This is a genomic window from Pseudarthrobacter sp. NKDBFgelt (genome assembly GCF_046097905.1).
GTDB classification, from domain to species: domain Bacteria; phylum Actinomycetota; class Actinomycetes; order Actinomycetales; family Micrococcaceae; genus Arthrobacter; species Arthrobacter polychromogenes.
The window spans coordinates 46,755-61,342 of record NZ_JBJURL010000016.1 but is presented as its reverse complement, the minus strand read 5'-3'; the positions used below and the strand labels follow the sequence as shown (position 1 = coordinate 61,342).

Here is a 14,588-nt window from a genome sequence, read left to right as displayed (position 1 = left end):
CCTCCGCGACGGCGGGGGCGGAGGTCTTGCGGGTGGCAACCCGGCGGCGCCGGACGGGCTTCGATTCTTCCGCGGCAACCTCTGCAGGCCCAGCGGCAAGCGCCTGCTGCGCGCCGTCGTCGTTGGCGTTGTTGGTGATCCCGGCTTCGGCGCCGGCCTCCGCAGCAAAGACGGGAAGCGGCTCGGCGGTCTCGACTTTCTTCCGCGAACGGCTCCGGCGGGCGGGCGCCTTGGCTTCGTCTGCCGCAGCTTCTGCGGCCCCGGCCTCTGTGGTGACGGCGTCGGAGGCAGCCTCAGTGGCCACGGCCTCGCCGGTTTTTGGAGCGGCCTTCCGCCGGGTCCTTGTGGCCTTCTTCGGCGCGGAGTCGGCGTCCACGGACGCTGCTTCATCGTTAACGGCTACAACTTGTTCATTATCCATATGTGGCAACACTCCTGCCCCTGACGTACCGCCACATCCGGCACCCATTGGGGCACATATTGTCAAAACCCGCAGGCGTTGACAGAAGTCAAGTGGATACCCCCAGGTTCGCACCGGCAGTGGGGTGCGGCAGCCCGTGGGGGCCGGCAGGATGTTCCAGAACCCGTTGTTCCACACGCCACAACCAGGTGCCGCCCCATGGAGTTGCGGAGTTCGGATCGAAGAATCCAAAGCCTGCGCTGCTCATCATAGGCGGTCTTGCGAACAAGCTGCCGGACTGGACTCCGAATGTGGATCGGGTTCCAGCCACGTTCATTCTCTCATACCCCGGCTATTCCACAGCGGAAGCAGCATCACCAGTTCCCTTTCCTGGAACGTCTTTCCAGCGTCCGGCGTTACAATCGGGCAAGGACCACCCGACGAAAAGGACGCCTTGCCAATGCCCAGCATCTCCCCCTTGAGCGGCACCCACGCGCCGGAACGGACTGTGGATCCGGACAGCAGTACAGCCGGAGCCCGCCCGCCGATGACCCGTGACCGGCCGCTCGGCTGGCTGATGGTCATTACCGGGATCATCGGCTGGCTGGCCTCCGGAACCCTGGTGCTGGAAAAACTGGAGGTGCTCAGGGACCCCAACCACACCACGGTGTGCGACGTGAACCCGTGGATCTCCTGCGGCCAGGTGATGCAGACGTGGCAGAGCTCGCTGTTTGGCTTCCCCAATATGTTTATCGGCATCGTGGCGTTCGCCATCACCATCACCGTGGGCATGTCACTGCTGGCCGGCGCCCAATTTGCGCGGTGGTACTGGCTGGGCCTGCAGGCCGGGGTCACGCTCGGTTTCGCGTTCGTTGTGTGGCTGTGGTCCCAGGCCCTCTACGTCATCCACATTCTGTGCCCGTTCTGCATGGTTGTCTGGGCGGCCATGATCCCGCTCTTTGTCTGGGTGACCATCCGGAACATCAGCGCCGGGGTCATCCCTGTCCCCGCCAACGCCGCCCGCATCCTGGGTGACTCCGGCTGGATCATCACCGCCCTGCTGTATGTGGCCGTCATCGCCACCATCTTCTTCGCCTTCATCCAGGTGTTCGCCGGAACCTCAGGATTCTAGGCCTGCTGACGGAAAAAGCCCCTGGTTCCGAGGAACCAGGGGCTTTTTGCTGTCCCTGGGCTGTCAGCCCTGGAACCAGATCTTGATCTCGCGCCCGGCGGATTCGGCGGAGTCGGAGCCGTGGACCAGGTTCTGCTGGACCTTCAGGCCCCAGTCGCGGCCGAAGTCGCCGCGGATGGTGCCGGGAGCTGCCGTGGTGGGATCGGTGGTGCCGGCCAGCGAACGGAAGCCCTCGATGACACGGTGGCCCTCGAAGATGGCCGCCACCACGGGTCCGGAGAGCATGAACTCCACAAGGGGCTCGTAGAAGGGCTTGCCCACGTGCTCCTCATAGTGCTGCTCCAGGAGTTCGCGTGAGGCGTCAACCTTCTTCAGCTCAGCCAGGGTGTAGCCCTTGGCTTCGATCCGGGCCAGGATGGCGCCGGTAAGGTTGCGGGCGACGCCGTCGGGCTTGATCAGGACGAGGGTGCGCTCAGTAGTCACAACTGCTCCAATGCGTTGGTAAGGGGTTTCGGGGTCAAGTCTACGGTGAGTGCGGCTGCTGGCCGGGCCCGGCCCCGTCCGGATGGGCGGCTTCCCAGGCAGCCTGTTCGCGGGCCCGTTCCCCGGCTTCCCGGTCCAGCCGGATTCCTGTGCGGATCCCGTACCACCACGCCGCCGCGAACAGGGTGCCCACCAGGAACATGGCCGGCTCGAAGATCCCGGTGAGGATCAGGACCAGCTGAAGGATCCAGCCCAAGCCGATGCCCCAAGGCTTGGTGAGGAAGGCGCACGCAACAATCATCACCACGCACAGCGCAATCCCCACCCCCAGGATGACCGCCGGCGGGAACTCCCCCCGCCGCAGGCCGAACACCGCCAGGGTGGCGAAGAACATCACGAAGGCTTCCAGCAGGAGGACCGTGGAAGCGAACATCACCTTGGTTGAGCGGCGCTTCTTGGGCATGCCCGGCCGCCACTCGCGCTGCGCTTTGGTCAACTTGGCCATGGAATCAGGCCTCCGTCTTTCCGAGCAGGATCCGTGCCTCGGCCACGAGCGTGATGGAGCCGGTGACCAGCACTCCCCCGGAGAGGTCGTCATTGGCTTCGGCGCGTTCCACCGCCCATTCAAGGGCATCGTCGAGCTTTTCGGCGATGTGCACGTTGTCCTCGCCGAAGCCAAGCTCAACCGCCAGTTCGGCCAGCTCAGCGGCCGGCACGGCCCGCGGGGAGTTCGACTGCGTGAAGCAGAACTCCTCCGCCATCCCGCCCAGGGATTCCTTGAGCTGGCGGAGGATCTCCTCGGCGTCCTTCTCCTTGAGCACTCCGACCACCGGCACAAGCCTGGTGAAGGTGAAGGCTTCCTGCAGGGCGGCTGCGGAGGCCTTGATGCCGTCCGGGTTGTGGGCAGCGTCCACCACGATGGTGGGAGCTGTCCGCACCACTTCTAGGCGGCCCGGCGACGTGACATTCGAGAAGCCCTCCTGGAGCACCTGGAAGTCGAGTTCCTTTTCTCCCCCGAAGAAGGCTTCCAGAGCCGCCACGGCCACCGCGGCGTTCTGTGCCTGGTGGGCGCCGTGCAGCGGGACCAGCAGTTCCGGGTAGCGGCCGGCGATGCCCTGGATGCTCACCACCTGCCCGCCCACGGCAACGGTCCGGGATTCGACGCCGAATTCCACGCCTTCGAAGCGGAACGGCACCCCCACGTCCTTGGCCTTGTCCAGCAGGACCTGGGCAGCATCCAGAGGCTGGGCGGCACTGATGAGGTAGCCGCCGGGCTTGATAATGCCGGCCTTTTCGTACGCGATGTCCTCCGTGGTCTCACCCAGCAGGTCCGTGTGGTCCAGCGAGATGGGGGTGATCACGGAAACCTGCCCGTCCCCCACATTCGTGGCATCCGTGATGCCCCCGAGCCCAACCTCAATGACGGCCACATTGACCGGCTGGTCCGCGAAAATGGCGAAACCCAGGATGGTGAGGCATTCGAAGTAGGTGAGCCGCGGTTCGCCTGCAGCCTCGAGTTCGGAGTCGACGATCTGCAGGTAGGGGCGGATTTCGTCCCAGATGCGGACGAAGGTCTCATCGGGGACCGGGTGCCCGTCGATGCTGATCCGCTCCGTCACCTTGGACAGGTGCGGGCTGGTGTACCGTCCGGTGCTCAGGCCGTGGGCCCGCAGGACGGATTCGATCATGCGGGCGGTGGAGGTCTTGCCGTTGGTCCCGGTGACGTGGATGATCGGGAACGCCTTGTTCGGCTCGCCCAGCACATCCATCGCCCGGAACAGCGGGGCCAGCCGCGGCTCCATCTTGTTTTCCGGCGCCCGGCCCAGCAGCTCGGCGTAGACGCTCTCTACGGAAAATTCATCAGTCATGGATCAGGCCCCTACTTTTTCGACGGCGACGGCCGGCTCTGCGGCGTCCCCGGGTTCCGCCGTGAGTTCCACGGACAGGGTCTCGCCCTTCACCAGGCCGGCGTTGGCCAGCAGGGCGTCGACGACGTTCTGCTGCGCCGTGACGGTGGTCCGGATCCGGTCGCTGACATTGAGTCCGGCGTCCTTGCGCGCCTGCTGGATGGCACGGACCATGTCGCGGGCCAGGCCTTCCGCCTCGAGCTCAGGAGTGACCTCGGTGTTGAGGACCACGAACCCGCCGCCGGGCAGGACCGCCACTGCCTTGGAGGACGCGGCACCGCCGTCGGACTCTGCCACGACGGTTTCCAAGGTGTATTCCTGCGGCTCCAGCTCCAGGCCGCCCGCGGTGACCACGCCTGCCTCGGACACCGACCAGTCGCCTGACTTGGAGCCCTTGATGGCCTGCTGGACGTTCTTTCCCAGGCGCGGGCCCGCGGCGCGGGCGTTGACCACGAGTTTCTGCTGGATTCCGAACTCTTCCGGCGAGGCCGTGGCCGCATCCAGCAGCCTGACGGAGCGGAGGTTCAGCTCATCTGCGACGACGGCGGCAAAACCTTGCAGCGCATCGGCGCCGGGTGCCACAACCGTCAGTTCCTGCAGCGGCAGGCGGACGCGAAGGTTCGCAGCCTTGCGGAGGGAAGAGCCCGTGGAGCAGATCTGCTGGACCTTGTCCATGGCCTGGACCAGGTCCGGGTTGGCGGGGAACAGCGCAGCGTCCGGCCAGTCTGCCAGGTGGACGGACCGTCCGCCGGTGAGCCCGCGCCAGATCTCTTCCGACACCAGCGGCAGCAGGGATGCCGCTGTGCGGGACACCGTCTCCAGTGCGGTGTAGAGCGCATCAAAGGCATCCTGGTCCTCGTCGAAGAACCGCTGGCGGCTCCTGCGGACGTACCAGTTGGTGAGCATGTCCAGGTAGCTGCGCAGGGCGTCGCAGGCACCGGAGATGTCGTAGTCGTCCAGCCGTTCGGTCATGGTGCCGACCAGCTCGCCGGTGTTGGCCAGCAGGTACTGGTCCAGGGTGTCGGCGTAGCCGTCGTAGCGGAGCTTTGCGTCGTAGCCCGAGCCGCCGGCCGCGGCGTTGGTGTACAGCGTGAAGAAGCTGTACACGTTCCACAGCGGCAGGATGACCTGGCGGACGCCGTCGCGGATGCCCTGCTCGGTGACCACCAGGTTGCCGCCGCGCAGGATGGGGCTGGACATCAGGAACCAGCGCATGGCATCCGAGCCGTCGCGGTCCAGTACCTCGGAGACGTCCGGGTAGTTGCGCAGGCTCTTGGACATCTTCTGTCCGTCGGAGCCCAGCACGATGCCGTGGCTGATGACGTTGCGGAAGGCCGGCCGGTCGAACAGGGCCGTGGAGAGGATGTGCAGCATGTAGAACCAGCCGCGGGTCTGGCCGATGTACTCCACGATGAAGTCAGCCGGGTTGTGGGTGTCGAACCAGGCCTCGTTCTGGAACGGGTAGTGGACCTGGCCGTACGGCATGGAGCCGGAGTCGAACCAGACGTCCAGGACGTCCTCCACGCGGCGCATGACGGACTGGCCCTCTTCTGGGGTGCGGGGATCGTCCGGGTTGGGCCGGGTGAGTTCGTCGATGAACGGGCGGTGCAGGTCCACCTGGCCGTCCTTGTTCAGCGGCAGGCGGCCGAAGTCCGCCTCGATCTCGGCGAGCGAGCCGTAGACGTCGGTGCGGGGATATTCGGGGTCGCTGGACTGCCACACCGGGATGGGGCTGCCCCAGTACCGGTTGCGGCTGATGGACCAGTCGCGGGCGTTTTCCAGCCACTTGCCGAACTGGCCGTCCTTGACGTTGCCGGGGATCCAGTTGATCTCCTGGTTCAGTTCGGACATCCGGTCCTTGAATTTGGTGACTTCCACGTACCAGGAAGAGACGGCGCGGTAGATCAGCGGGTTGCGGCAGCGCCAGCAGTGCGGGTAGCTGTGCTCGTAGCTGGCCTGCTTGACCAGCCGGCCCTGGGCGCGCAGCACCTGGGTGATGGGCTTGTTGGCCTCGAAGACCTGCAAGCCCACGATGTCGTGCAGGTCGCCGTGCTTGAAGAGGGGCAGGAATTTGGCGCCCTCGTCCACAGAGAGGACCACCGGGATGCCGGCTTCCTCACAGACTTTCTGGTCGTCCTCGCCGTAGGCCGGAGCCTGGTGCACGATGCCGGTACCGTCGGTGGTGGTGACGTAATCGGCAACCAGGAAGCGCCAGGCGTTCTCCATGCCGTACTTTTCGTTGTCCGCGAAATCGCTCCACAGCGGCTGGTACGCCAGGCCTTCCAGCTCGGCGCCGGTGTGGGTGGAAACAACAGCGGCCTGGGCGGCCTCGAAATCGTCGTAGCCCAGGTCCTTGGCGTAGTTGCCCACGAGGTCCGCGGCCAGCAGGAAGCTGCCCGTGACGGGCGCGTCCGCAGCGGCGGCCTTGATGCCGTTGGGGCCGGCCGGCAGCACGGCGTAGGTGATGGAAGGGCCGACGGCGAGCGCGGCGTTGGTGGGCAGCGTCCAGGGCGTCGTGGTCCAGGCGAGGGCCTGGACGCCGGAGAGCTGCCGGGACAGGTCCGACTCCCCTGCCGTGATGGGGAAGGTTACCGTGACCGTCTGGTCCTGGCGGTTCTTGTAGACGTCGTCGTCCATGCGCAGCTCATGGTTGGACAGCGGCGTCTCGTCCTTCCAGCAGTACGGCAGCACGCGGTAGCCGTTGTAGGTCAGTCCCTTTTCGTGAAGCTGCTTGAACGCCCAGAGGACGGACTCCATGTACTCCACGTTGAGGGTCTTGTAGTCGTTGTCGAAGTCCACCCACCGCGCCTGGCGGGTCACGTAGTTCCGCCATTCGTCGGCGTACTTCATGACGGAGGCACGGCAGGCGTCGTTGAACTTGTCGATGCCCATGGCTTCGATCTGGGTCTTGTCCGTCATCCCCAGCTGCTTCATGGCCTCCAGCTCGGCGGGCAGGCCGTGGGTGTCCCAGCCGAACCGGCGCTCAACGCGTTTCCCGCGCTGGGTCTGGTAGCGGCCCACCAGGTCCTTGGCGTAGCCGGTGAGGAGGTGCCCGTAGTGGGGCAGGCCGTTGGCGAAGGGCGGGCCGTCATAGAAGACGAACTCGTTGCTGCCGGGCTCCCCGCCCGGGGCGTCCGCGCTCCGCTGGTCGATACTGGCCTGGAAGGTGCCGTCCTGGTCCCAGTACTTCAGGATGCGCTCTTCGATCTCCGGAAACTTCACGGAGGCGGAAACGGCGGCACCGCCGCTGGACGAAGGGCCGGTGGAGGCTGAGGCCTTGGGGTAATACGACATGTCGACATCCTGGGTTGAGCTTGGCGAACTGCCGGCTTGCGCCTTGTGTTCCGTTCAGGATGCGAGGACGGATCCTGTGGTGTCCGTCCGGACCCCACGCTCACCGCGGTACCACCTCACTTACCGGCGCTGCACGTTTCCCGGGGGAACGTGTGCCGCGACGGCCACTCATTACTGCTGTGACGGGCTTACCCGTCCGGTTCTACTGGCGCGTGGCCCCTGTTGTTTGCCAGGGCGGTCCGCGTGTTCTTCCGGAAGCTCACCGGTGATTGCCGGGTCATAGCCGTTTGAGTCTACTATTTCCGGGCCCGGGCCACCAATAATGGAACCTATGCGAGAGTACGGGGCCGGAGTGCGCGGCGGCAGGCCCCGCCGGTCGTGGTCCCGGTGGTCGGCTGCCGCCGTCGTCCTGGCCATGCCGGGTGCTGCCCTGGTGTTCCTGCGCATGGTTCCGTGGGACGTCGGCACCCCCTGGATCCAGCTTCTGGCCCTCTTTCCCGCGGGGCTGATCACAACGACGGCGGCGCTTGCGGCCGCCGTCGTCCCCCTCTTCCGTAACACCGGACCCCGCAGTGCCGTGGCCCCAGCCCTCGTGGCGGCGCTGCTGGCCGTCCAGCTCGGCTGGGTGCTGGACCGCCTGGTGCCGCCCGGCACGCTGGCCACGCCGCCGTCCGGAAACGTGCAGCCGGCAAACGTCAAGTCCCCTGCCCCGCCAACGGACCTGGCCCCGGGTCCGGTGCTGACAGTCATGGCGGTGAACGTGGGGTACACGGGTGTGGACCCCGGCGCCCTGCTGGCAGAGGTCAGGAACCGCAATGTGGACGTCCTGGCCCTGCCGGAGCTTGCGCCCGCCGGCCTGAAGGCACTGGATAAGGCAGGGCTGGGGACCCTGATGCCGTCGCGCGCCACGGATGTGGACTGGGACAAAGTTGGAAGCGCCCTCTTCTCGCGGTTCCCCCTCGAGCAGGTGGAACGCGTGCCCGGCTCGGCCTTCCATCAAAGCCGCGCCGTGGCCGGCATTCCCACTGCCTCCGGCCCGGTGCACCTGACGGCGGTCCACGTGGACTCACCGCGCAGGGGGCACATCACGTCGTGGCGGGAGGAGCTGCGGCAGCTGGGCGGACTGTGGCAGGTACTACCGGACAGCCGGCTTGCCATCCTGCTGGGCGACTTCAACGCGAGCGCGGACCACGGTGAGTTCAGGGATCTCCTGGCCACGGGGCTGTCCGACGCCGCGCAGGTGACCGGCAAGGGGCTGGCCCCCACGTGGCCCGTAAATTCACCGGCCCCGGCGTTCGTGGCCATCGACCATATCCTGGTTAGCCCCGGCATCGAGGTGGTGGACTTTGACGTGGTCACGCTTCCGGGAACGGACCATGCCGCGGTGGTGGCGCGCCTGGTCCTGCCCTAGGCGCTAGGCCTTGCGGATGAGCTTGTAGTTGGAGGCCTGCGCCACCGGCCGGATGACGATCTGGTCCAGGTTGACGTGGTGCGGAGCGCTGACCGCATAGCGGACCACGTCGGCGACGTCGCCGGCCGTGAGCGGCTTCTCCACGCCCTGGTACACCTTGTCCGCTGCATGCCGGTCACCAAGCCGGTTCAGGGCGAACTCCTCGGTCTGGACCAGCCCGGGCGCCACTTCGATCACGCGGACGTTGTGCTCGGCTTCCTCCAGGCGCAGTGCCTCCGTCAGGGCACGCTGGGCGAACTTGGCCGCGTTGTAGCCGCCACCGCCCTCGTACGCCGCCAGCCCGGCGGTGGAGGTGAGGTTCAGTATTGTCCCTTCGCCGTTGGCCCGCAGCATGGGCAGGAACGCCTTGACGAGTTTCATGGTGCCCAGCACGTTCACCCGGTACATCCACTCCCAGTCCCCGGTGCTGGCGGAGCCGATGGTGTCCGCGCCCCTGGCGCCGCCGGCGATGTTGACCAGCGTGTCGATTCCCCCCGCTTCGGTCACCTGCGACACAAGCCGGGACACGTCGTCGTCCTCGGAAATGTCGGCGGGGAGCGCGACGGCGCCGGTCTCCTTCTCCAGTTCGGCCAGGCGGTCTGCGCGGCGCGCCACAGCAAACACCCTCCAGCCGTCCGCCGCCAGGGCGCGGACGGTGGCCTCCCCGATTCCGCTGCTCGCGCCGGTCACCAAAGCTGCCTTCTTCTGCGAAACGTCAGTCATGGCACCACCATAGCGGGATGGCACGAGGGACGACGCCGATTTTCCCGCCAGGGGGAACTCGCGCCCGGCGCCGCAGCGGGCGGGCGGACAGGCCCGGACATGAAACAATTGGCACATGGCTGAAGACACGCAGGGTACAGACACGCCCACCACCGCCCCCATCAACGTTCCGGACAAGCCGGCCCTCGAAGGCCTCGAAGCTGCCCTCACGCAGCGGTGGCTGGCCGACGGGACCTATAAGTTCGACCGGGAAACCACCCGGGACCAGGTCTACTCGATCGACACTCCCCCGCCCACCGCTTCCGGATCGCTCCACGTGGGGCACATGTTCTCCTACACGCAGACCGACGTGCTGGCACGCTACCAGCGGATGACCGGCAAGAACGTCTTCTACCCCATGGGCTGGGACGACAACGGCCTGCCCACCGAACGCCGGGTGCAGAACTTCTACGGCGTCCGCTGCGACCCTTCCATCCCGTACAACCCCGACTACCGGGCGCCGGCGCAGCCTGCGAAGAACCAGCGGGACTTCGACGTCGTCTCCCGCCGGAACTTCATCGAACTGTGTGAAGAGCTGGCCGTTGAGGACGAGAAGGTCTTCGAAAACCTTTTCCAGACCCTTGGCCTGTCCGTTGACTGGGAGCTCACCTACCGCACCATCGACGACAACTCGCGGGCAGTCTCACAGCGCGCCTTCCTGGCCAACCTGGCTGCGGGCGACGCCTACATGGCAGAGGCACCCACGCTCTGGGACGTCACGTTCCGGACCGCCGTGGCACAGGCGGAACTCGAGGACCGCGAGATGCCCGGCGCCTACTACCGCTACCCGTTCTTCACCGAGAACGGGGAGAAGATCTACATCGAGACCACCCGTCCGGAACTGCTGGCGGCCTGCGCCGCCCTGGTGGCGAATCCCGACGACGAACGGTACCAGCCGCTGTTCGGCAAGAAGGTCACATCCCCCCTGTTCGGCGTGGAGGTTGAGGTCAAGGCGCATCCGCTGGCGAAGGCGGACAAGGGCTCCGGCATCGCCATGGTGTGCACGTTCGGTGACCTCACCGACGTCACCTGGTGGCGCGAACTGCAGCTGCCCACCCGGGCCATCGTGGGCCGCGACGGACGGATTGTCAGCGAAGCTCCCGAATGGATCACCACCGACATTGGCCGCGAAGCCTTCGCCGCGATTGCGGGCAAGACCGTCTTCAGCGCCAAGGAAGAAGTGGTGAAGCTCCTGACCGCCGCCGAACTGCTCGAGGGCGAGCCCAAGAAGATCATGCACCCCGTGAACTTCTATGAAAAAGGCGACAAGCCCCTTGAAGTGGTCACCTCCCGCCAGTGGTACATCCGCAACGGCGGCCGGGACGAGGACCGCCGCGAACGCCTTATTGCACGCGGGCACGAGATCGACTTCCACCCCGCTTTCATGCGCTCGCGCTACGAGAACTGGATTGCCGGCCTGAACGGCGACTGGCTGGTGTCCCGCCAGCGCTTCTTCGGCGTGCCCATCCCGGTCTGGTACCCGCTGGATGCCGACGGCAACCCGGACTACGACTCCCCCATCGTCCCGTCCGACGAACAGCTGCCCGTGGATCCGGCTGCGGACGCCGCTCCCGGGTTCGACGAATCCCAGCGCGACGTTCCCGGCGGCTTCACGGGCGACGCGGACATCCTGGACACCTGGGCCACGTCCTCCCTCACGCCCAAGATCGTTGGCGGCTGGAAGCGCGACGAGGACCTCTTTGGCAAAGTCTTCCCCTTTGACGTCCGCCCGCAGGGCCACGACATCATCCGGACCTGGCTCTTCTCCTCCGTGGTCCGCGCGGACGCCCTGGAGAACACCGCCCCCTGGAAGCACGCGGCCATCTCCGGCTGGATCCTGGACCCCGACCGCAAGAAGATGTCCAAGTCCAAGGGCAACGTGGTGGTACCCACCGACGTGCTGGAGGAGTACGGCTCCGACGCTGTCCGCTACTGGGCGGCCTCCGCAAAGCTCGGAGCCGACACGGCCTACGAGATTGCGCAGATGAAGATCGGCCGGCGCCTGGCCATCAAACTGCTGAACGCATCCAAGTTCGTGCTGAACCTGGGCGCCACGGAAGACTCCGTGCTGTCCACCGACCTTTCCGTCCTGGCCAATCCGCTGGACCGGGCGGTCCTGGCTCAGCTGTCGGAGGTAGTGGCCCAGGCCACCAAGGCCTTTGACAACTACGACTACGCACGGGCGCTGCAGATCACGGAAAGCTTCTTCTGGCAGTTCACGGATGACTACGTGGAGCTGATCAAGGACCGGGCCTACGGCGCCGCCGGTGAGGCCGAACAGGCTTCCGTGCTGGCAGCGTTGGCCACCACCCTGGACACCCTGCTGCGGCTCTTCGCGCCCTTCCTGCCCTTCGCCACCGAAGAGGTGTGGAGCTGGTGGCGCAGTGGCTCCGTCCACCGCGCCCAGTGGCCCGCACCGCTGGATGTCCCGGGCGGCGACACTGCCATGCTCGCAACAGTTGGGGTGGCCCTCAGCGGCGTCCGCAAAGCCAAGTCCGAAGCGAAGGTCAAGCAGCGCACCGAGGTCCTTACCGCGACCATCACGGCGCCGGAATCACTGACCGCGCAGCTGCAGGCCGGCCTGGCTGACCTGAAGGCAGCCTCCAACGCCCGCGAGATCATCCTGGCGGTCGGCGAGGGCGAGCTGAGTGTCAGCGACGTGGCACTTGCCGCGACGGAAGAGCCGGCGAAAGCGTAGCCCAGGTCCGGCCCTGTTTCAGGGCCGGACCTGTTTCAGGGCAAAGGGGAAGCCCCATCAGCGTTTTGCCGTTGGTGGGGCTTCGACTTTTCGGCCATCCGGTGACGTCTTGATGGTCTGGCAGGATCCTCTGAATCTTCAGGTCTTCCTACCACGTCACTGGTAGCTTGCATCTGGCTTTGCCGATGGCTGCGTCAGATGACATATCACTGAATCTTTGGTTCCTGCGTCCCTCTTCTTTCGAAGTGGGTAAGAACCATTGTTGTCCTGCCCACCGGCAAGCGCAAGAGCCCCGGTAGAACTACTTGGTTGTAGTTCTACCGGGGCTCTTGGAGCCCTGCCGTGAGAACCGGGCGGACCAGTCCTAAGTGAACTCGGGCCGTTCGGTGCGGCTGCGCTTGAGCTCAAAGAAGTGCGGGTAGGCGGCAATGGCTGTGGTGGCGTCCCACAGTTTGCCGGCCTCCTCCCCGCGGGGAATCCTGGTAAGTACGGGACCGAAGAACGCGGTTCCGTTGAAGGCCACGACCGGAGTTCCGACGTCCTGGCCCACCAGCGAGATGCCCTCCTGGTGGCTTGCCCGGAGTTGGTCGTCGAAGGCATCCGTTGAGGCGGCCGCGGCAAGGGTGGCGGGAAGCCCGCAGTCGGCAAGCGCCTTGGTGATGACCACGTCACGGTCCTGCTCGCCGGATTCGTGGATCAACGAGCCCATGGCATCGTAGAGCGCCTTGACTGTTGAATCGCCATGCTGCTGCTGCGCTGCAATGATCACACGGACCAGGCCCCAGGCGTTGTCCATGGATTCGCGGTAGGCAGGTTCAAGGTCGCGGCCCTCGTTGAGGACCGCCAGGCTCATGACGTGCCATTCCGTTTCGATGTCGCGGACGCCTTCCACTTCGCCGATCCAGCGGGACGTGATCCAGGCGAAGGGGCACAGCGGATCGAACCAGAAATCGGCCTTATTCTTCACGGAATTCGTCATGGGGCATTCCTTCGCTGGTCTCCGTGGCGCAGGGATGCCACGGTGTGTCGGGGGGGGTGGTGCGGGGTGTCGGCGCCGGACCGGTACAGACCGACCCGGGACTGGCTGTTCAGGGAGTAGCCGTACGGTCGAATCAGGCAGACTTACGGCGTTTGGTGACGTGCGGAACGATGGTTGGTTCGGCACCCTTCAGGACAACGTCCTCCGTGATGACCACGCTGGCGACGTCTTCGCGGCTTGGGAGATCGAACATCACGGGCAGCAGTACTTCCTCCATAATGGCACGCAGCCCACGGGCGCCGGTCCCGCGCTCCAGCGCCTGCTCGGCGATGGCGTCCAGGGCGGTGTCGTCAAACACCAGCTCAACGCCGTCTATCTGGAACATCTTCTGGTACTGCTTCACCAGGGCGTTCTTGGGTGTGGACAGGATCTGGATCAATGCGTCGCGGTCCAGGTTGGACACGGTGGTGATGACGGGCAGCCGGCCGATGAATTCGGGAATGAGGCCGAATTTCAGCAGGTCTTCCGGCATCACCTCGCCATAGGAGTCCACCTTCTTGCTGGCCTCGTTGAGGGGGGCTCCAAAGCCGATGCCCTTCCGCCCGGACCTGGATCCGATGATCTCCTCGAGGCCCGCGAAGGCGCCGGCAACGATGAACAGCACGTTGGTGGTATCGATCTGGATGAATTCCTGGTGCGGGTGCTTCCTGCCGCCCTGGGGAGGAACGGAAGCAACGGTCCCCTCAAGGATCTTCAGCAGCGCCTGCTGGACGCCCTCGCCCGAGACGTCCCGGGTGATGGAGGGGTTTTCGCTCTTGCGTGAAATCTTGTCGATCTCATCGATGTAGATAATGCCCTGCTCGGCCTTCTTGACGTCGTAGTCAGCGGCCTGGATGAGCTTGAGGAGGATGTTCTCCACATCCTCGCCCACGTAGCCGGCCTCGGTCAGGGCCGTCGCATCGGCGACGGCGAACGGGACGTTCAGCCGCCGTGCCAGGGTCTGGGCCAGGTAGGTCTTGCCGCACCCTGTAGGCCCGATCAGGAGGATGTTCGACTTGGCGATTTCGACGTCGTCATGATGCCCGCCATCAGCAAGGCTTCCGGACTTGGGTGCGTGGCCGGCCTGGATGCGCTTGTAGTGGTTGTAGACCGCGACGGCGAGGGAACGCTTTGCGGGTTCCTGGCCGATGACGTATTCCTGCAGGAAATCAAAGATCTCGCGGGGCTTGGGGAGTTCGAAGCTCCCCAGATCGGCAACTTCCGCGAGTTCCTCTTCGATGATCTCGTTGCAGAGCTCAATGCATTCATCGCAGATGTAGACACCGGGCCCGGCAATGAGCTTGCGCACCTGCTTCTGGCTCTTTCCGCAGAAAGAGCACTTCAGCAGATCCGTGCTCTCGCCAATCCGAGCCATATGTGAACCCCTTAGTATCTTGCTGCCAGGCAGCCTCGCACCGTTGCTGGAATCTTCACCAGCCTGCAT

The 14,588-nt window shown here is 65.6% G+C and carries 10 protein-coding genes and 1 pseudogene; 3 read left to right on the top strand and 8 right to left on the bottom strand.

The genetic code is table 11. The features are described 5' to 3' along the window. Nucleotides 1-421: pseudogene (locus ACKAE7_RS06720) on the bottom strand (ribonuclease E/G); the annotation flags it as partial. A gap of 439 nt (nt 422-860) precedes the next feature. Here ACKAE7_RS06720 and ACKAE7_RS06715 point away from each other — a divergent pair. Next, a complete protein-coding gene (locus tag ACKAE7_RS06715) occupies nt 861-1,532 on the top strand; it encodes a vitamin K epoxide reductase family protein (protein ID WP_188808711.1) in 672 nt (223 codons plus the stop codon). A 63-nt stretch (nt 1,533-1,595) separates the two neighbouring features. Here the strand turns inward: ACKAE7_RS06715 and ndk are convergent, their stop codons facing one another. The 4 genes from ndk to ileS are packed head-to-tail and all read right to left on the bottom strand — an operon-like array spanning nt 1,596 to nt 7,216. Continuing rightward, complete coding sequence (gene ndk / locus ACKAE7_RS06710; RefSeq protein ID WP_188729332.1) at nt 1,596-2,015, bottom strand: nucleoside-diphosphate kinase; 420 nt, start codon at nt 2,013-2,015, stop codon at nt 1,596-1,598. A gap of 40 nt (nt 2,016-2,055) precedes the next feature. Continuing rightward, nucleotides 2,056-2,520: a DUF4233 domain-containing protein gene (locus ACKAE7_RS06705; RefSeq protein WP_188808710.1), complete on the bottom strand. Its 465-nt coding sequence runs from the start codon at nt 2,518-2,520 to the stop codon at nt 2,056-2,058. A 4-nt stretch (nt 2,521-2,524) separates the two neighbouring features. Then, nucleotides 2,525-3,883, bottom strand: a complete 1,359-nt coding sequence (locus tag ACKAE7_RS06700; protein WP_190612247.1) for a folylpolyglutamate synthase/dihydrofolate synthase family protein — start codon at nt 3,881-3,883, stop codon at nt 2,525-2,527. Nucleotides 3,884-3,886: 3 nt separating this feature from the next. Further along, nucleotides 3,887-7,216, bottom strand: coding sequence for an isoleucine--tRNA ligase (gene ileS, locus ACKAE7_RS06695; protein ID WP_188808708.1), 3,330 nt, complete (start codon nt 7,214-7,216; stop codon nt 3,887-3,889). Between the two features lie 331 nt (nt 7,217-7,547). On the opposite strand from ileS, the gene ACKAE7_RS06690 reads away from it, so the two are divergent. Further along, complete coding sequence (locus ACKAE7_RS06690) at nt 7,548-8,627, top strand: endonuclease/exonuclease/phosphatase family protein (RefSeq protein ID WP_408978756.1); 1,080 nt, start codon at nt 7,548-7,550, stop codon at nt 8,625-8,627. Nucleotides 8,628-8,630: 3 nt separating this feature from the next. Here the strand turns inward: ACKAE7_RS06690 and ACKAE7_RS06685 are convergent, their stop codons facing one another. Then, nucleotides 8,631-9,389, bottom strand: coding sequence for an SDR family oxidoreductase (locus ACKAE7_RS06685; RefSeq protein WP_408978755.1), 759 nt, complete (start codon nt 9,387-9,389; stop codon nt 8,631-8,633). 115 nt (nt 9,390-9,504) lie between these two features. Here ACKAE7_RS06685 and valS point away from each other — a divergent pair, with 115 nt between their 5' ends. After that, the gene (gene valS / locus ACKAE7_RS06680; protein WP_408978754.1) at nt 9,505-12,126 is read left to right on the top strand and encodes a valine--tRNA ligase; all 2,622 of its coding nucleotides are present in this window, start codon (nt 9,505-9,507) and stop codon (nt 12,124-12,126) included. 364 nt (nt 12,127-12,490) lie between these two features. On the opposite strand, the gene ACKAE7_RS06675 is transcribed toward valS, so the two are convergent. Together ACKAE7_RS06675 and clpX are read right to left on the bottom strand one after the other, a co-directional pair. After that, nucleotides 12,491-13,105: a DsbA family protein gene (locus tag ACKAE7_RS06675; protein WP_191035956.1), complete on the bottom strand. Its 615-nt coding sequence runs from the start codon at nt 13,103-13,105 to the stop codon at nt 12,491-12,493. Between the two features lie 133 nt (nt 13,106-13,238). Then, nucleotides 13,239-14,519 carry an ATP-dependent Clp protease ATP-binding subunit ClpX gene (gene clpX / locus ACKAE7_RS06670; protein ID WP_188729320.1) on the bottom strand — a complete coding sequence of 427 codons (1,281 nt, stop codon included), beginning with the start codon at nt 14,517-14,519 and terminating at the stop codon, nt 13,239-13,241. Nucleotides 14,520-14,588: the final 69 nt, after the last annotated feature.